This is a genomic window from Acinetobacter populi (genome assembly GCF_002174125.1).
GTDB lineage: Bacteria > Pseudomonadota > Gammaproteobacteria > Pseudomonadales > Moraxellaceae > Acinetobacter > Acinetobacter populi.
The window spans coordinates 147,614-166,049 of record NZ_NEXX01000006.1; the positions used below are offsets into that span (position 1 = coordinate 147,614).

Sequence of the window (18,436 nt, forward strand, 5' to 3'; positions counted from 1 at the left end):
CCCCCTTTCTATTCTGATAGAGAAACGAGGAACATGTTAAAAATGTTCCTGCTGGATGGCTAACGACTTAAAAGGAAACCGCAATGGATGCGAGTTTAAACGATATAGCGACTACCCGGATCGCTAAGAAGAAAATAATCTCATTTAAAACAGCTGTGATTTTCGTCATTGCCTGTAACTTTATTTGGGCATTTTCTCATACCCTATTGGATGTCTTGAATAAACACTTTCAGGATAAATTTAGCATTTCTCATGGTCAATCTGCTTTTATCCAAACTGCATATTTAAGTGCCTATTTTATTTCTGCCATTCCTGTTGGCTTCTTAATGAAAAAATATGGCTATAGAAACTCCATTATTGTCGGTTTAACCCTCTTTGCAGTGGGGTGTATGGGCTTCGTTCCTGCTACACAAGTTGGCACGTTCTCTGCGTTTCTTACAGCAATCTTTATATTAGCCACAGGTTTAGCCTGTTTAGAAATTGTATGCCTTTTATATGCATCCAAATTGGGTGATCCCTCGGGCGCAGCTCGTCGTTTAACCCTCACCCAAGCTTTTGGTGGTCTCGGTGGCATGTGTGGTCCGATTGTGGGCGGTGCAGTATTCTTTATCCCGGTAATGCATATTTCAGGTTTTACAGTTGAACCGGCAACGATGACCTATGCTGTCATTTCACTGCTGATTTTTGCCTTGGTCAGTTATATTCTCACCTTAAGATTCCCTGAGCAAAGTCATACTGACACATCTACAACTGCCCATAATGATAATGTTTTTGAACATTTACCATTTTCAAAGAACAAAAACCTGCATAAAGGTATGATTGGAAAATTCTGTTATACCGGCGCACATTTCGGAATTGGTGCATTTTTCATTAACTTCGCACTTGAACATTGGCATGGCCTTACACCAAGCAAAGCAGCTTACTTTTTATCACTTGCCATGTTCTTCTACATGATGGGACGTTTTGCCGGTATCATCGTCATGAAATATGTTGATCCACGCAAACTCCAAATCTTTAATAGTCTCGTTTGTGCTTTGGGATGTGCTTATATTGCACTTGGCTATGACTATTCCTCTGTAGTCGTACTGATTGGCTTGTTCTTCTTTAAATCCACCCTCTATCCAACTGTATTCGCAATGGGTGTTCGTGGTATGGGCGAAAAATCACAAATGGCAGCCTCCCTCATGATTACCATGTTTGTAGGTGGTGCCATCTTACCTCTCGTCATGGGTTATATCTCGGATATGTCGAATATGGCCACTGCCTTTATTGTACCTGTGATCTGTTATCTACTGATCTGTTACTGTGCAATCACTCAAGATTTAACAGGTTATGATCCCAAACAAACCGCTTCTCATTAATTCAATCTAGATTTCATTAAGGAAAATACCATGAATAAACCGGATTTACTTGCAGCATATTGGACCTTGGCAGGCAATGTTTACCCTGGTGCACCAATAGAAATTAGTCCATTTTCTTTACAGGAACGCGTAGAGGCTGCTTCCAAGGCCGGCTGGAAAGGTATTGGTCTGGTTCTCAGTGATCTTTTGGCGACTTTGGAGAAAAATACACTAGCAGATATTCGCCAGCTCTTTAAAGACAATGATATTAAATATTTTGAACTTGAAATCCTATTAGACTGGTATCTGGATGGCGAAGGCCGTAAAGTATCCGACTATGAACGTTCCAAAATGATTGAACTGGGTGCTGAACTCGGGATGTGTAATCTAAAAATTGGCGCAAGACCGTTTGAAAACTCGCCAAATTCATTAGATAAATTGGCTGGAGAATTTTCAAAAATATGTAAAGAAGTTGCTCAGGTGAATGCCAATGTTGCTTTGGAAATCATGCCTTTTTCACGTCTTGCCACCTTGGAAGATGGTTTAAAAGTTGTTGATACTGGTGATGCAAATGGTGGCTTATGTTTAGACATCTGGCATCTTGCCCGTGGCAATATCGACTTTGAAAAAATTAGTATGGTTCCAGCCCATTTAATTAAATCTGTTGAGCTCAATGATGCAGCAGAGGACATTCAGGGTGACTTATTCAATGATTCTACACATCATCGTAAACTATGTGGTCAAGGATCTTTTGATATTCCTCTATTTTTAAATGAAATTAAAAAAGCTGGTTTTAATCAGCCATATTATGGTGTTGAATTAATTTCACAAGATCACCGTATTCTTTCACTTGAACAGATGGCCAAAGATGCCTACGACCATACCATTCAAGCCTTTAATCCAGTAGTCGCCTAATAATAAACTAAAGTCCGAATTGTTAAGAGATATAATGATTCGGACTTATTCATAAAAAATTAAATTATAAAACCTTATCTCATTTCATTTAAAATATACAAATTAACACATTAAATTCAATCTATATCTTAATAAAGATTAACGTTATGCTTCTAATAATAAAATAATAATTTAAATGTCATATAAAATTTGTAAAGCCTTTAACTTTTTTCTCAACAGATTAACCCTCAACAATATTAAAAAATCATTGAATTCGATAATTTTAGGAAATCATTCTGTATTTATTTACTTTATGCTCTAATGTGCTTATGTTACTCATCAATAATGCAATCTTATTAATTGATGAAGTTAACTTATTTTTATCGATCAAATTTTCAAATAAAATATAACTATACTGAATATACAAATGAATCAACATAAATACGTATTTTACTTTTCACCAATCTAGAAACTTGCACTAGCACTAACATTCACCATACTCAACAAGAAAGCTATGCACAAAAAACCGGGCGAATAGATAACCCGGTTTCAAATAAAATGTATTGTTACGCTATTTCAGGGACAAATATCTCTTTATTTTTTATACCCGATATTTCGTAATCGCTCACCTTTCATCAGATTTCTTTCCAAAGATTCCAAACTAACATTTTTAGTTTCCGGCACAAAAAAGTAGACAAAAAATAGGAATATAAAATTCAATACAGCTAAGGCAATAAAGATATTTACAATACCAAAAATATCATTCAAATATAAGAAATAGGTGGCGACAAGAAAGTTCATTACCCAGTTGGCAAATGTAGAGCAACTCACACCAAACTCACGACCTTGTAAAGGTTGAATCTCTGCACAGAGTGTCCATACAATTGGACCAGCAGAGAGACCAAAACCGATAATAAATATAATAATACCCGCCAAACCAAATGATGCGATTTCTTGTGCAAGCCCTAATGTTAAGAGTAATAGTCCTAAAACAATGATCGATAAGCCGCTATATAGCATGGGCTTACGTCCAAACTTATCAATAATAAAAATAGAAATAAATGTCGTCACAACAAAGAAAATACCTACAATCATTGTTGAAAATAATTGTGCCGATGTACCACTAAAGCCAGCGAGAGCAAATATTTTAGGCGCAAAAATTAAAACAATATTAATTCCTGTGAGCTGTTGAATCACTTGCAATGAAATACCCAGAAAAACCGTTTTCCTAAAGAATTTATTATTTAAGAAAAGTTTAAATCCTTTATGGCTATTTTCTGTGGTTATATTATTTTTAATTTCCTCTAACTCTTGTTTTGCAACCTCTGGGCAAACTCTAAGTTTTGTTAAAACTGAAAGTGCCTCATCATTTCGCCCAACAGAAACCAACCATCTTGGGCTCTTGGGAACAAGTAATGCACCAATAAGCAACAAGGTTCCGGGAATAAACAGAATAGAGAACATCACTCTCCAGCTGTCCAGAAAGTTCAGTACCCAATTCGATAAAAATGCAGCAAAAATACCAAAACTTAACATAAACTGAAATGTTGAAATTGCTCGACCACGAAACTTTTCTGGTGATATTTCTGACACATAAAGCGGTGCAGCAAAAGTTAAAATCCCGACAGAAAGTCCGAGGAAAATACGACCAATGACCAGAAGCAGGACTGTACTGGTAAACACACTTAAAACTGTCCCAATTAAAAAAGCAATTGAAGAAATTACGAGCGCTCGGCGTCTACCGACCAATCTGGAAATAGGAGCTGCAACAATTGCACCAATAATTGCACCAAACATCAAAGAACCAACCACCCATCCTTCCATTAATGAGGAAAGTTGAAACTCTTGTGTAATGAGGGGTAATGCACCAGAAACCACACCCACTTCCATGCCATAAGCAAAACCAGCAATTGCAGATATTAATAAAGCATACATCATTGCAACACGTATACTTTTAGCACTATTAATAATATGATTCGTCGCCATAGTATTTTCAAGTTGATCCATTTTATATCCTTTCCATAACAAACATACCTGTATGGATTCATTATGAAGAATTTAAAATGGTGAGAATACCGCAGATTAAGAAAAACACTTTTTCGATAATCTTTAAATAAAATAAAAAACCTCCACATAATAAATATGTGAAGGTTTATAATTAAAAGTTAAGATTAAAGAGCTATTTCTGTTCCATTTTGAGCAGCAGATTCAAATAACTTTGCCAACAAAATAGAAATATTATGTGCTTGAGTTGCAGGTACCTGAGAAGGCTTTTGATTTAAATAAGAATCAAGGAAAGCATTTAATTCACGATCAAAGTAAATTGGATTACCAATTTCTGCAATTTCTGGTGAATATTCTGTCTTTTTAGTCGCCCAAATCTCAGGGAAACTTGTTTCATGCCACTCAGTCCAGCCTTGTGTTGTGCCATCAACTTTACCGGTTTGATAAAGTTTATATGATGCCGGCAAAGAACGAGATGACATAATACCTTCTGTGCCGTAAGCAGTCATATCCCAACTTTCAGTCCAAGGCAATACATCCCATGACATGAAATCAACCACAACGATTTTGTCATCATAAGTGAGAATTGCCCCAGCAGCATCTTCCCGTGACTCATCACCTTTGAAATTTTCGAATTTGGTGATACGGGCATTAACCGATTTAGGCATCCCAAAATGATAAAGTACTCGGTCAAATAAATGACAACCAATGACAAAAAACGCACCACCTAAATCTCCAGGTTGCCGCATATGTGCCGTTTCAGCTTCATTATGAGAACATCCAGCATGCGCACGAACCTGTAAAACTTTTCCGATTTTGCCGTGTGTTAAGCAATCTTGCATTGCATTGATTGAAGGTGCAAAACGCCAACAATAACCAACCTGCACAAAACCATTATACTTTTCTACAGCGTCTACAATGCGTTGCGTATCCTGAACGCCACGCCCAGCAGGTTTTTCTACAAGCACAGCCTTGCCCTTTTCCAGCGCTGCAATCGTCAGATCCGCCATTTCATAACTTTTGGAATGGACTAAAATGATGTCAATGTCAGGATTATTCAGAATTTCATCTTTCGTCGATGCTGTGAGACTTAATGCCTCACAAAAAGGCTGTAAAAGTTCACTGTGATCTGCTGCACCGTAAATTTCAATATCATCACGTCGTTGTAATGCTTTTACTCGACCAGAAGTATGAGGATGAGTAATCCCTAATAGGGCAACTTTAAGCTTGGCTTTGGGCATGATAGAACTCCTGTAAAATACTTTCCGATTTTTTAATGCTGTTAAAACTAACTTTTTCTTTTATGGGGATAAAGTTCTTTTTGGGAAAATATTATTTCATGTATGAAATAATATTTTCCCAAACGTCGTGAATATCATCATATGAATTCGACTGTAAGCAATGCAAAAGTACATCATCTTTATTCCTGAATGATGTTTTAAAGCAACAATAAGCCTCAATAACAGGTAATTCTGCAAACCAAACAAGCTAAAAATGTAATGGTTTGCCCTGCTAAAATTTCAGAATTTCATATCAATATTTTGAATTAATTTACAGACTGAATACTACTCCAGTAGCGCTCATATTCATTTAACTTAAAATCTTCAATAAGAAAATCTATAAATAAACGATTTTTAATTGGCATAAATTGCCGACTTTGAAATGCAATATTGATTGTTAGTTCAGGTAGGCTCCAATCGGTTAAAATTGGAATTAATCGACCTTCAACAATATCCTGATAAATAATATAAAGTGGCTGAATTAAAATACCTGCACCGCTCAATGCTGCGGCTCTTACAATCTGACCATCATTGGTTTCTAAAATCGGATCGATAGTAAAATTAAAAACTTCTTCATCTCTGGTGAAGTTTAAAACTCTAGGATTATTTGCATGGCTATAAAGTAAAATATCATGATCTTTTAATTCTTCAATCGCCTTAGGTTTGCCTCTTTTTTTAATATAATCATATGAAGCAGCAAGAATTCTGCGTGTACTGGCCAATTTTTTTATGGTGATATTTGAGTCAGGTTCAAACTCTCGTGTACGAATTGCCAAATCAATATTACTATCAATGATGTCGTAATAACGGTTTGCTCCAACAAGATTGATTTTAATTTTAGGATAAAGTTTATTAAATCTTGATATCAAGGGCGCCAGATGCATGATTGCAAAGGAAATAGATGATGTAATGGTCACCGTCCCTTCCGGCTCAACAGCAGCGGAACTGATAGAAGACTCGGCTTGATCTATTTCAGCCAATAAATCCTTGCATTTTTTATAATATTCCAATCCAATATTAGTCAGTGCTAAACGTCGCGTACTTCTTTCAATCAGTCGAACATTCAAACGACTTTCGAGGGCAGCAATATGCCGTGTGGCGGCTGCATTTGAAATCTCTAATGACTCAGCGGCCTTATTAAGTGTACCAAGCTCTGCAACTGCGACAAAAAGCTCCATGCTGGTCAATCGATCCATCGTTTATTCTCCTATTATTCCTAAAATGAAATAAAGATTTTCCTTGGTGACATTTTATTTCAAATTACATCAGCTTAGCATGACAAAAATAGGAATATGGCATTTTTATGGAAAAAATATGAAAAACTTAGACGAAAGAACGATTACCCAAGCAGTGATAGAACGCAACTCATCTTCTGGTAATGAAAGATTGAAAGATGTGATGCATTCTCTAGTCCAACATCTCCATTCATTCGCAAGAGAAATTGAATTAACAGAAGAAGAATGGGAAATTGGCATCAAGTTTTTAACAGATGTGGGTCAAATTTGTAGTCCAACTCGTCAGGAATTTATTCTACTCTCCGATACCTTAGGTTTATCCACCTTAGTAATTGCACAGAATCACAAAAAACCAGTAGGGTGTACAGAAGCAACTGTTTTTGGTCCATTCCATGTCCAAAATGCACCTCGCCTTCCTCTAGGTAGCAATATGAGTATCGGTGTAAAAGGTACACCCTGGTTTGTCAATGGACAAGTGCGGGGAATCGATGGGAAAGTCATCCCTTATGCAGAAATTGAAGTATGGCAAGCGGATGATGATGGTTTTTATGATGTCCAGAAAGAGGGCCTCAATGAATATCAAGGCCGGGCTATTTTTACAGCAGACCAGGAAGGTAAATATTATTTTGAAACAATCGTGCCAGAAGCCTACCCTATTCCGCACGATGGACCAGTTGGAAAAATGCTTGAAGCTTTAAATCGTCATCCATGGCGACCAGCTCACTTGCATTTTATGATCAGTGCGCCGGGTTATGAGCGTTTGGTTACCCATGTCTTTAAAGAATCTGGCGAATACTTAGATTCAGATGCAGTATTTGGTGTACGATCCTCTCTCATTGCTGAATGGACCTATCATGAGAATGGTACAGATCAAAATGGACAATTCCATGCTACACCTTTTTATACGCTGGATTTTGATTTTATTCTGAACCATAAAAAGGAAGCTGTACGTCATGATTAATAAGATTACCACCGCAATAACAGAAACACTGTCCCAGATAAAAGATGGATCAACCATCATGATAGGTGGCTTTGGTACAGCAGGACAACCCGCTGAACTGATCGATGGTTTAATCGAATTGGGTGTCAAGGATCTGGTGATCATTAATAATAATGCCGGTAATGGCGACTATGGTCTGGCCAAACTGTTAAAAACCGGTGCGGTCCGTAAAATCATTTGTTCTTTTCCACGTCAATCCGATTCCTGGGTATTCGATGAACTCTATCATGCCGGCAAAATTGAGCTTGAATTAGTACCACAAGGCAATCTGGCCTGCCGTATTCAGGCTGCCGGTATGGGTTTGGGTGCAGTATTTACCCCAACCGGCTTTGGTACATTATTGGCTGAAGGCAAGGAAACCCGTCATATTGATGGCAAAGATTATGTACTGGAATATCCGATCAAAGCAGACTTTGCCCTGATCAAGGCACAACAGGGTGATCGCTGGGGCAATCTGGTTTACCGTAAATCGGCACGGAATTTTGGTCCGATTATGGCGATGGCTGCTGATATCACCATTGCTCAGGTTTCAGAAGTGGTAAAACTGGGAGCACTTGATCCGGAGCATATCATCACCCCGGGTATTTTTGTACAACATGTGGTGGCTGTGGGTACATCACAAGGTCAAGGAGCATAAAAATGAGCTATACCAAACTGACCCGTGATCAAATTGCTGAGCGTGTGGCACAAGATATTCCCGATGGTGCTTATGTCAATCTCGGTATTGGTTTACCCACCAAAATTGCCAGTTATTTACCGTCCGATAAAGATGTGTTTTTACATTCCGAAAATGGTTTGCTGGCTTTTGGTCCACCACCTGCCAAAGGTGAGGAAGATCCGGAATTGATCAATGCCGGAAAAGAGTTTGTCACCATGTTACAAGGTGGTTGTTTTTTCCATCATGGTGATTCCTTTGCCATGATGCGCGGTGGACACTTGGATATCGCAGTATTAGGTGCATTCCAGATTGCTGAAAATGGTGATCTGGCCAACTGGCATACTGGAGCCAAAGACGCCATTCCTGCGGTTGGTGGTGCCATGGATCTGGCTGTGGGGGCCAAGAAAGTGTTTATTACTACTGATCATGTCACCAAAAAAGGTGAAGCCAAAATTGTTAAGGAACTCAGCTATCCGGCAACAGGTCTAAAATGCGTGGATCGTATCTATACTGATTTGTGTGTGATTGATGTGACAAGTGATGGCTTAAAAGTGATTGAGAAGGTTGAAGGATTAAGCTTTAACGAATTACAGTCATTGACTGGTGCAACACTAATTGATGCAACACAGGGTTAAGGAAAACAGCATGTCTACATTAAAAAATGCCTATATCGTCGATGCCATCCGTACCCCATTTGGTCGTTATGCTGGTGGACTTGCGCCAGTACGTGCCGATGATCTGGGTGCCATTCCAATTCAGGCATTGATTGCGCGTAATCCACAAGTCAATTGGCAACAGGTGGATGATGTCATTTATGGTTGTGCCAATCAGGCGGGTGAAGACAATCGTAATGTTGGACGCATGTCGGCTTTACTGGCAGGTTTACCATATCAGGTACCAGCAACCACCATTAATCGTTTATGTGGGTCATCACTGGATGCTATCGCGATTGCTGCTCGTGCCATCAAGGCAGGTGAAGCAGATTTAATGATTGCTGGTGGTGTTGAAAGCATGAGCCGTGCGCCTTATGTGATGGGTAAATCAGACAGTGCTTATGGACGTAGCCAGAAGATTGAAGACACCACCATGGGTTGGCGTTTTATCAATCCAAAGCTGAAAGAATTGTATGGTGTAGATACCATGCCACAAACTGCTGAAAATGTAGCAGAGCAATTTCAGATTAATCGTGCCGATCAAGACCTGTTTGCCTTAAACAGTCAACAACGCACGGCGGCAGCACAGGCCAAAGGTTATTTTAAACAAGAAATTATCCCGGTCACGATTGCACAGCGTAAAGGCGATGCCATCGTAATTGACACTGATGAGCATCCACGCACTTCAACGACACTGGAAGGTTTAAGCAAACTCAAAGGTGTGGTTAAAGCTGACGGTACAGTGACTGCGGGTAATGCATCAGGGATTAATGATGGTGCAGCAGCAGTCTTGATTGCGTCTGATCAGGCGGTGCAAGATTATGGTTTAACCCCTAGAGCGCGGATTGTTGCGGCAACAACAGTGGGTGTAGAACCCCGGATTATGGGATTTGCGCCAGCGCCTGCAATCAAAAAGTTATTAAAACAGGCTAATCTGACCCTGGATCAGATGGATGTGATTGAGCTGAATGAAGCGTTTGCAGCACAGGCTTTGGCAGTGACTCGTAATTTAGGATTGGCAGATGATGATATACGTATCAATCCCAATGGTGGTGCCATTGCATTGGGTCATCCATTAGGTGCCTCAGGTGCCAGACTGGTCATTACAGCCTTAAACCAACTGGAACAAACGGGTGGGAAATATGGTTTGTGTTCGATGTGTATTGGGGTAGGTCAAGGTATTGCATTGATTATTGAAAAACTATAACCCTTAAGATATTTTTAGAAAATGGATTATTTTTAATCCATTTTTTATTTCATCAGCTTAATATTAATAATTATTACTTTATTAAAAAATTACTGACTATTTATTTTTAAAAATTTATTTAAGATAATAAATTTGAAATTCTGAATTTAAAAAATAGGATGGTATTTAAAAATAAAACATATTAAATAATTACCCTATTACTTCTTTGTAATTTTTTTAATATTTAAGGATAAATATTTATGTGTAATAAATTAGTGATGCCATTTTCGAATGTTTTACATTTAAATTTTCGAGATAAATTAAAGGTAATGAATATCGCGGAGTTTAACTCCATGTCTATACAGCCACAGGAAATCAAAAAAATTATGGCTGAAGAAAAAATTAAAATTACAGATATCAAAAAAATTGCTGCTGATTATGGTGTAACCATCACTAGGCTAGATCCACTATGCACATGGGTTCCAAAATGGGAAACCAAAAATTTCGGTTCATCTTTTAACGATGGGCATTCCACTACACCTCAAGAATTCTTTGAAATAGCGACAGCACTTGAAGTACAAATTATGAGCTTAAATGCAACCTTTCCAGAAGGAACGTATAGTACAGAACAATTATCTGAATTCTTTTATACCATTGATTCTATGGCAAATGATCATGGCATATTATGTGGACTGGAAGCTATTCCAATGTGGGGTGTTAAAACCATTGCACAAGCATGGGATATTGTAAATGGATCCGGATCTAAAATGGGAGGAATTGTAATTGATACTTTGCATTTTGTTCGAGGAAATTCTACCTTGGAAATGTTGGATAAAATTCCTTCTAATAGATTTCATAATATTCAAATATGTGATGGACCATTAAATTTACCTGAAAATAAAACTTTAGAAGATGAATGTTTTTCCAGAATGTGGCCTGGAGATGGAGAGTTTCCTTTAATTGAAATTTTAAAATATCTTAAAGAAAGAAAAGTTTTACGTGAAGTATGTGCAGAAGTCTTTTCATATACAAATAAGAATAAATCTCTTGAAGAAATTGCAACTTTATCTCGAGAGAAAGTAGAAAATCTTTTTACAAAAGCAGGGATTTCCTATTCAGATCTACAATCTAATTTGACCATTAAGAACTTTAATCAATAAAAAGGAATTTCAACATGGGTAAATATATTAACTTTTTTCGGCAGAATATCGCTGTATTTTATGCTATTTTAATTGCTTCTGTTGCCGGATTTTCTTTTGGTATGGAAAATGGCATTGTTTCCGGTGCTTTAAGTTCCTTAAAAAAAGAATTCCTTTTATCAAGTTTTATGGAAGGATGGGTTGTAGGCTCCCTGATGGTAGGTGCCATTATTGGAACAATCATTTCTGCCCCCATTGCAACCAAAATTGGAAGACGTAAAACGCTTATTTTTTCCGCGTTATGCTTTTTAATATCCGTATCCATCACAATTTTTACCTGGAATGTTCTTGGCCTTATTATCGGTCGTATGCTCTTAGGTTTTTCGGTGGGTATGTTAACTTTTTCTGCCCCATTATATATTTCTGAAATTGCTCCAGAAAAATATCGAGGCCGTGCAATCTCTACTTTTCAGTTCATGATTAGCTTTGGTGTATTTTTTTCGTATTTTTCCAACTGGAGTCTACATTTTTTTGAAAGCTGGCGATTGATGTATTCAGCATTATATATACCGGGCATATTATTATTAATTGGTTCATTAATTGTACCAAAGAGTCCTAGATGGTTAATTGCGCATGGGAATTATACAGAAGCCTTTAACATTCTATGTAAATTGGGGCACACCAAAACATCAGCAAAAAATGAATTGGATCAAATAAAAGAAACCATCGCTTCTACAAAAGTTAATCAAGGATTACAACTATTTCTAAATAATAAATATTTTAGGAAATCTGTATTTCTTGGTGTTTCTTTACAAACTATTCAACAACTGACAGGTGTTAATATTATCCTGATTTTCGGTCCAAAAATATTTGAGCTTGCTGGATTTAATAGTGATTCTTCTCAATTATTTTCTACTTTAATTATCGGGCTTTTTTTCCTTTTATCTACTTTTATGGCAATCTTTCTTGTAGATAGATTAGGTCGAAAACCTTTGTTATATATTGGATTTATCACTATCATTCTTGGCTTAGCATTTCTGAGCATAGGAATTTTATACTTAATACCTATTGTGAGTATTATCAGTATAATTATATTTATCGTAGGATTTGGTACATCCGCCGGTCCTGTTATCTGGACCTTATGTTCGGAAATACAACCATCTCATGGTCGAGAATTTGGTGTTAGCTGCTCCACCCTTTCCAACTGGGCTGTAAATTCTTTAATTGCAACCTATTTCCTTGTACTTAATGATATTTTTGGTATTGTTAATATACTTAACTTTTTAGTCTTGTTAAATATCTTTTTCTTACTTATTTTTTACTTCTTTGTACCAGAAACAAAAAATATTTCTCTAGAAACGATTGAAAGCAATTTACTCAAAGGGAAAAAACTTAGAAATATTGGTTTATAGCCCTGATGAATTAAATTTTTTGTATAAATAAGCAAATTTCGATTCTATTTATTAGAATCGAAATACCTCACATCAAATTTTTAAAATTATTTATGTTCAAATACTTATGGACTTAACCAGCCCTTTGTAAAATATCGTCTGATTCAATTGTAGTAATTCCAATATATGCATTTCCGACTAGAAAGTATAACCATATACTACATGATCTTTTAATGTATGAAAGAAGCTTGCAGTTACTGCATTATCCCAGCTACCCCTCTCCATAATATACTTTTAATACAATTACTTGTCAGAAGGAATCCCCTAAAATCATGACAGTAGTGTGAACAGAAGAAGCATTATTACGCAAGTGAATGAACTATGACATTTGTTGGATAACCCTGATAAGCTCTATATAATTAAATGTATCACACACCCGCTGCCATTCTATTTTAACGTGGATAAACTCGTATTTTAAAATTAATAATTTCAAAAATAAAAATACATTAAATTATATTAATTTAATGTAAAAACAGAGATAAAAACCTCATTCCATAAGATTCTTTCATCTATGAAAATATATTTTTCCGAATAGAGGTTTTTTATTTTCCTACAAAAGTTAGGATTAACTATCTTATTTTTTATGAAATTCTTATGCTATGGACGATATATTAATACAAGAACTGGAAGAAGAGCGTTTTCGATCTATTGTCGAAAAGCGCTATGAAGATTTTGCCAAGCTTGCTCATCCAGAAATGATCTATACCCATACCACGGGTATTACTGATACCAAAGATTCATATCTCAACAAATTATTTGCAGGTCATTACGATTACAAATGGATTAAGCATCCCATTTCAAAAATCCAGATTGTCGGTGACATTGCTCTGGTTTTTGGAGAAATGCATTCCAATTTAATTGCAGGAAATGTAGAGAAAAGTTTAAAAAATAAGTCTCTCGCTGTATGGAAAAAAGAAAATAACGATTGGTTATTTTATGCATATCAACCCACACCATTACCGTAAGGAAACAGCTCATGAACAACGAATTTATTTATGATATTCCACAAAGCCGCGTCATTTTCGGTGCTGGTTCTCTACATAAACTTAGAGAAGAGATTGAACGCTTAGGTGCAAAAAAAGCACTGATCTTATGTACCCCGGAACAGGTAAAATTGGCAGAAAAAATTTCAGATTTACTCGGTGATGCCTCAGTAGGGATCTTTCCAAAAGCAGTGATGCACGTACCGCTTGAATCTGCACAAGAAGCGCGAAAAGTCGCAAAAGAATTAGGTGCAGATTGTGCTGTTGCTGTAGGTGGAGGCTCTACAACCGGTTTGGGTAAAGCCATCGCTTTGGAATATGATCTTCCTATTTTAGCAATTCCAACAACTTATGCAGGTTCTGAAATGACACCTGTGTATGGCATTACAGAAAATGGCATTAAAAAAACAGGAAAAGATCCTCGCGTTTTACCCAAAACTGTTATTTATGATCCCGAATTAACCCTTACATTGCCATTAGAAATGTCAATTACCAGTGGGATCAATGCCATTGCACATGCTGCCGAAGGTTTGTATGCACAAAATGGTAATCCAATAATGTCGCTTCTTGCAGAAGAAGGTATTCGGGCATTGGCAGAAGGGCTAAAGAAATTAAAAGTAGATACACACAATATTGAAGCAAGGAGCCTGTGTTTATATGGTGCCTGGTTATGTGGATATGTCCTCGGGAATGTGGGCATGGCAATCCATCATAAACTCTGTCATACATTAGGCGGCAGTTTCAACCTTCCGCATGCGCCAACCCATACCGTTATATTAGCGCATGCCATTGCTTACAATGAAAAAGCCGCGCCCGAAGCAATGTCACGCATTAAACGTGCATTAGGTGTAACTGAAGGAACAGCTGCACAAGCGATTTTCCAACTGATTAGCGAATTAGATGCACCAAAATCATTGTCATCGTTAGGTTTAACACAGGCAGATTTGGACAAAGCCACTGATATTGCCCTCTCCAATCCATATTGGAATCCAGAACCTATCGAAAAGAACGCCATTCGTCATTTATTGCAAAATGCTTTTGAAGGGATATCACCTCATTAACGAGAACAACCGTTTAATATCGCCTATCTATACCTTATTTTAGATAGGTTCATTTTTTTCAAAAAAGGATCTTTTGAAGATGAAAAAACTTTCATTATTTTTAGCTACCACAGTCATCACCACGTCCCAAATTACCATTGGCGCTGAAATTCATGGTTATTTCCGAACGGGAATGGGCACCACAGACAATGGTCAGACGCAAGAATGCTTTCAATTAACCGGCGCACCCTCTAAATATCGTCTAGGCAATGAATGTGAACAATATGGTGAACTATTTGCATCACAAAATTTATTGCAGTTATCTGATGACTCTAAAATCAATATCAATGGAATGGCGCAATTCTATAACCAGTATGGACAAACCTTAAGCTTTAATGGTGAGAATGGCTATACCCGTATGAGCCAAATCTACCTAGACTGGACAAATGTTTCCTTTTTAAATGGTGGAAATTTTTGGACAGGAAGAAGATATTACAATCGTAATGATAGCCATATATCTGACTTTTTTTATTGGAATCAAAGCGGCACCGGCTTTGGTATAGACCATTATCAACTAGAAAAATTTGCCTTGAGCTACGTCTTTTCACGAAAAGATAACCTCTTTCAGGAAGATTATGTTAATCGACATGACCTCACAATGAGTGATTTAGCCATCAATGATCGTAACAAGTTAAATATCGGCTTATCATATATTGATGATGAAAACAGTGGGTGGGCGTTAACGCTACAGAATATTACTGCCGATGTATTGAATGGTAAGAATACACTCGCTCTCCAATACGGTGAAGGTCCTGGTACTGGTTTAGGCTATACAGGTAATACAGACTTAAATCGTAACAATACATCGTTTAGATTTGTAGAAGTACTGGACTGGGAAAGTGAAAATAAAAAATTCAATGGTCAAGCCCAGTTCATCTATCAAAAAAATATCCTACAAGAATCGCCCAATAATGACTGGTTATCTCTCGGTTCAAGAACAGCCTATGTCGTAAGTGACCATTTTAAAATTTCAACAGAAGTTGGTTTTGACCAAATTAAAACCGACCACGAAAAAAGAAACATGACTAAATTAACGCTTGCACCAACCTGGTCAATGAAAGGAACAGGTTTTTATGATCGACCAGAGCTTCGTGTTTATTATACCTATGCGTTCTGGAACGATGCTGAGCAACAATTAAGAGATCAAGTTAATCCTGACAATGATTTTTATCGGATATCTCATGGTTCCAATTTTGGTCTTCAACTGGAATATGGTTGGTAAATTTTTTGTTTTTTCTAGATTCTAATCCTGTGTCAGAGTATGACATCTAGGTGTCATACTGTTTTAATACACATCATATCAACAATACAATCACTGTTTATTCATTTCTTTAATCTGAAATAAGAGCTCAACTATAGAAGACTCTACGACAAACGCATGAATAATATCCCTTATATTGATCTAAAAAGATATAAACCCTATGTGTGAAATGACAGGAAAACAGAACATCATCAAATGACTGCCCCATCATATTACTCTAGATCATTCTCCTCACGCTCTTTATGGCTTTTAAATAATTGTCTATACTTATTTAAATTTTTATATTTTTCAAATCCTTGTTGGATAAGCTCAATAAAATCCTGCTGTGCTTCTGGTGAAGTAAAATAATAACGTTGTTTAACCAGACAAATCAAATCAATTGCAGAAGGTAAATAATGAAAATAAGCCATGATATAAGCCATGCTTTGTTGCGATTTACCCAATAACCAAAATAAGAATGCAATCCTGATTAACACAAGCTGTTCCACCTCAGGCTCATCCAATTGCAAGAGCATGGTATTTAACGCAGTATGCTGATCAAGATAATCTAAAAAATATTCGATTTCACTATAATTCTTAATTGGTCGAGCCAGATCAATTTTTTGATAAATATAAACACCAACTAGATTTTTTAATTGAATATGGATAGAAGCATCCTGATTAACATTAAACTGATTTAATATCCGATAAAAAACTTCCGCCGAAAATTGTGCCTGATATTTCTCAATTCTCATTAAAATCAAGGTAATTTCAGCCTGAAAAATATACTGCCTGCTTTCATCATCTAGTTGCAGGTGCTGTTCAAAAGTCTTAATTTTTTGCAAAAAATGTTGTGCTTTAAATTGATCTTTATGCTTTAAACTGTCAGCCTTAAACCAGTATGCATAAATAATTGCTCGACAAACTGTATCATCCTGCTGATCTAATGTCCGGGCATACTCTATCATTTCATTGTGAGCATCATTTAATTGAATATGCATCCAATGATTTTGATTTTTTTTAAGCTGCACATACATCGCATTGAGGACCATAATACGAATCACAGCCTGTGTATGTTTTTTATATTTATAAATAAAATTTTGGATTGATCGATCAAATTTGACAGGTTCACTTTCTTGCTGCGTCTGTCGCCATTGGGCTTGTGCAACCAGATACTGTACTTCCGCATGTTGGATTGAAAAATACTTAAGGATAAAGAGCTGAAGATCTTTCGCTGTTTTAAATTCTTCTCGTATCAGATCTAACTCATGTTCTTGCATAAATATTTAGTCACAAAACCAGATTGAAATATAATATTCATCACAGTTTATAATAAAAAACCCTCATAAAGAGGGTTTTTCAAAAAATATTTTATTAGGCTAAACCTTTTCCCTGAAGCACTTGCAACATGGTTGAACCTAACTCAGCAGGACTACGTGTATAAGCAATACCTGCTTTTTCAAAGGCAGCAAATTTTTCTTCTGCTGTACCCTTACCGCCGGAAATAATCGCTCCAGCATGTCCCATACGCTTGCCTTTTGGCGCAGTTACCCCTGCAATATAACCTACGACAGGTTTGGTGACATTGGATTGAATATACTCAGCAGCTTCTTCTTCGGCAGAACCACCAATTTCACCAATCAAAATGATGGCGTCGGTATCTGGATCTTCCTGAAATAATTTCAGTGCATCAATCTGATTCATGCCGGGAATTGGATCACCACCAATCCCAATACAAGTAGACTGCCCTAAACCAAGCTTGGTGGTTTGTGCCACTGCTTCATAGGTCAATGTACCGGAACGTGAAATAATACCAATTCGACCCGGGGTATGGATATGTCCCGGCATAATACCGATTTTACATTCGCCCGGCGTAATAACACCCGGACAATTCGGCCCCACCAGACGTGTCCCATTCCCATTGGTTTCCAGATAACGCTTAGCTTTTAGCATATCTAGTGTTGGGACACCTTCGGTAATCACGACAATCAGGCTCACTCCGGAATCCACTGCTTCAATAATTGAATCAAGCACAAAAGGTGCAGGTACATAAATTACCGAGGCATCAGCATGCGTTTCACGTACAGCATCTTTCATGGTATTAAATACGGGTAAATCCAAATGTGTCGTTCCGCCCTTACCCGGTGTTACACCACCAACAACTTTGGTGCCATATTCCAGCGCCTGTGCAGAATGGAAAGTACCATTTTTACCGGTAAAGCCCTGTACCAATACTCGTGTGTCTTTATTAATTAATACGCTCATGACTGATA

The 18,436-nt window shown here is 37.1% G+C and carries 16 protein-coding genes; 11 read left to right on the plus strand and 5 right to left on the minus strand.

Annotated features, from left to right (window positions below; translation table 11 throughout):
• Positions 1-83 precede the first annotated feature (83 nt).
• A complete protein-coding gene (locus CAP51_RS14820; RefSeq protein ID WP_087621534.1) occupies positions 84-1,361 on the plus strand; it encodes an MFS transporter in 1,278 nt (425 codons plus the stop codon).
• Between the two features lie 30 nt (positions 1,362-1,391).
• Positions 1,392-2,255: a sugar phosphate isomerase/epimerase family protein gene (locus CAP51_RS14825; protein WP_087621535.1), complete on the plus strand. Its 864-nt coding sequence runs from the start codon at positions 1,392-1,394 to the stop codon at positions 2,253-2,255.
• Positions 2,256-2,828: 573 nt separating this feature from the next.
• Here CAP51_RS14825 and CAP51_RS14830 read toward each other — a convergent pair.
• The 3 genes from CAP51_RS14830 to CAP51_RS14840 form a co-directional block, all read right to left on the minus strand.
• Positions 2,829-4,241: a sugar porter family MFS transporter gene (locus tag CAP51_RS14830; protein ID WP_087621536.1), complete on the minus strand. Its 1,413-nt coding sequence runs from the start codon at positions 4,239-4,241 to the stop codon at positions 2,829-2,831.
• A gap of 164 nt (positions 4,242-4,405) precedes the next feature.
• Entirely contained in the window at positions 4,406-5,479 is a 1,074-nt protein-coding gene (locus tag CAP51_RS14835; protein WP_087621537.1) for a Gfo/Idh/MocA family protein, read from the minus strand.
• A gap of 305 nt (positions 5,480-5,784) precedes the next feature.
• Positions 5,785-6,714: a LysR family transcriptional regulator gene (locus CAP51_RS14840; RefSeq protein ID WP_087621538.1), complete on the minus strand. Its 930-nt coding sequence runs from the start codon at positions 6,712-6,714 to the stop codon at positions 5,785-5,787.
• Between the two features lie 118 nt (positions 6,715-6,832).
• Here CAP51_RS14840 and CAP51_RS14845 point away from each other — a divergent pair, with 118 nt between their 5' ends.
• The 9 genes from CAP51_RS14845 (at position 6,833) to CAP51_RS14885 (ending at position 16,145) form a co-directional block, all read left to right on the plus strand.
• Complete coding sequence (locus CAP51_RS14845) at positions 6,833-7,714, plus strand: dioxygenase family protein (protein ID WP_087621539.1); 882 nt, start codon at positions 6,833-6,835, stop codon at positions 7,712-7,714.
• Complete coding sequence (locus tag CAP51_RS14850; RefSeq protein ID WP_087621540.1) at positions 7,707-8,390, plus strand: 3-oxoacid CoA-transferase subunit A; 684 nt, start codon at positions 7,707-7,709, stop codon at positions 8,388-8,390. Before CAP51_RS14845 ends, CAP51_RS14850 begins: the two co-directional genes overlap by 8 nt.
• 2 nt (positions 8,391-8,392) lie before the next feature.
• Complete coding sequence (locus CAP51_RS14855; protein WP_087621541.1) at positions 8,393-9,046, plus strand: 3-oxoacid CoA-transferase subunit B; 654 nt, start codon at positions 8,393-8,395, stop codon at positions 9,044-9,046.
• Between the two features lie 10 nt (positions 9,047-9,056).
• The gene (gene pcaF / locus CAP51_RS14860; protein WP_087621542.1) at positions 9,057-10,271 is read left to right on the plus strand and encodes a 3-oxoadipyl-CoA thiolase; all 1,215 of its coding nucleotides are present in this window, start codon (positions 9,057-9,059) and stop codon (positions 10,269-10,271) included.
• A gap of 332 nt (positions 10,272-10,603) precedes the next feature.
• Entirely contained in the window at positions 10,604-11,410 is an 807-nt protein-coding gene (locus CAP51_RS14865) for a sugar phosphate isomerase/epimerase family protein (protein WP_140404452.1), read from the plus strand.
• A 14-nt stretch (positions 11,411-11,424) separates the two neighbouring features.
• Complete coding sequence (locus CAP51_RS14870; RefSeq protein ID WP_087621544.1) at positions 11,425-12,801, plus strand: sugar porter family MFS transporter; 1,377 nt, start codon at positions 11,425-11,427, stop codon at positions 12,799-12,801.
• A 638-nt stretch (positions 12,802-13,439) separates the two neighbouring features.
• Positions 13,440-13,805 (plus strand): nuclear transport factor 2 family protein, encoded by a 366-nt coding sequence (locus CAP51_RS14875; protein WP_087621545.1) that lies wholly within the window; start codon positions 13,440-13,442, stop codon positions 13,803-13,805.
• An 11-nt stretch (positions 13,806-13,816) separates the two neighbouring features.
• Positions 13,817-14,884 carry a maleylacetate reductase gene (locus tag CAP51_RS14880; RefSeq protein WP_087621546.1) on the plus strand — a complete coding sequence of 356 codons (1,068 nt, stop codon included), beginning with the start codon at positions 13,817-13,819 and terminating at the stop codon, positions 14,882-14,884.
• 79 nt (positions 14,885-14,963) lie between these two features.
• A complete protein-coding gene (locus CAP51_RS14885) occupies positions 14,964-16,145 on the plus strand; it encodes a maltoporin (protein ID WP_087621547.1) in 1,182 nt (393 codons plus the stop codon).
• A 251-nt stretch (positions 16,146-16,396) separates the two neighbouring features.
• Here the strand turns inward: CAP51_RS14885 and CAP51_RS14890 are convergent, their stop codons facing one another.
• On the minus strand, positions 16,397-17,443 hold the full coding sequence (locus tag CAP51_RS14890) for a hypothetical protein (RefSeq protein ID WP_087621548.1): 1,047 nt from the start codon (positions 17,441-17,443) through the stop codon (positions 16,397-16,399).
• Between the two features lie 94 nt (positions 17,444-17,537).
• The gene (gene sucD, locus CAP51_RS14895; RefSeq protein WP_087621549.1) at positions 17,538-18,428 is read right to left on the minus strand and encodes a succinate--CoA ligase subunit alpha; all 891 of its coding nucleotides are present in this window, start codon (positions 18,426-18,428) and stop codon (positions 17,538-17,540) included.
• Positions 18,429-18,436: the final 8 nt, after the last annotated feature.

Bases quoted from the DNA above. Each gene is read 5' to 3' on its own strand.
- CAP51_RS14875 (WP_087621545.1), top strand. From the start codon at position 13,440: ATGGACGATATATTAATACAAGAACTGGAAGAAGAGCGTTTTCGATCT.
- CAP51_RS14850 (WP_087621540.1), top strand. From the start codon at position 7,707: ATGATTAATAAGATTACCACCGCAATAACAGAAACACTGTCCCAGATA.
- CAP51_RS14830 (WP_087621536.1), bottom strand. From the start codon at position 4,241: ATGGATCAACTTGAAAATACTATGGCGACGAATCATATTATTAATAGT.
- CAP51_RS14820 (WP_087621534.1), top strand. From the start codon at position 84: ATGGATGCGAGTTTAAACGATATAGCGACTACCCGGATCGCTAAGAAG.
- CAP51_RS14880 (WP_087621546.1), top strand. From the start codon at position 13,817: ATGAACAACGAATTTATTTATGATATTCCACAAAGCCGCGTCATTTTC.
- CAP51_RS14865 (WP_140404452.1), top strand. From the start codon at position 10,604: ATGTCTATACAGCCACAGGAAATCAAAAAAATTATGGCTGAAGAAAAA.
- CAP51_RS14855 (WP_087621541.1), top strand. From the start codon at position 8,393: ATGAGCTATACCAAACTGACCCGTGATCAAATTGCTGAGCGTGTGGCA.
- CAP51_RS14890 (WP_087621548.1), bottom strand. From the start codon at position 17,443: ATGCAAGAACATGAGTTAGATCTGATACGAGAAGAATTTAAAACAGCG.
- pcaF (WP_087621542.1), top strand. From the start codon at position 9,057: ATGTCTACATTAAAAAATGCCTATATCGTCGATGCCATCCGTACCCCA.
- CAP51_RS14845 (WP_087621539.1), top strand. From the start codon at position 6,833: ATGAAAAACTTAGACGAAAGAACGATTACCCAAGCAGTGATAGAACGC.
- sucD (WP_087621549.1), bottom strand. From the start codon at position 18,428: ATGAGCGTATTAATTAATAAAGACACACGAGTATTGGTACAGGGCTTT.
- CAP51_RS14870 (WP_087621544.1), top strand. From the start codon at position 11,425: ATGGGTAAATATATTAACTTTTTTCGGCAGAATATCGCTGTATTTTAT.
- CAP51_RS14885 (WP_087621547.1), top strand. From the start codon at position 14,964: ATGAAAAAACTTTCATTATTTTTAGCTACCACAGTCATCACCACGTCC.
- CAP51_RS14825 (WP_087621535.1), top strand. From the start codon at position 1,392: ATGAATAAACCGGATTTACTTGCAGCATATTGGACCTTGGCAGGCAAT.
- CAP51_RS14840 (WP_087621538.1), bottom strand. From the start codon at position 6,714: ATGGATCGATTGACCAGCATGGAGCTTTTTGTCGCAGTTGCAGAGCTT.
- CAP51_RS14835 (WP_087621537.1), bottom strand. From the start codon at position 5,479: ATGCCCAAAGCCAAGCTTAAAGTTGCCCTATTAGGGATTACTCATCCT.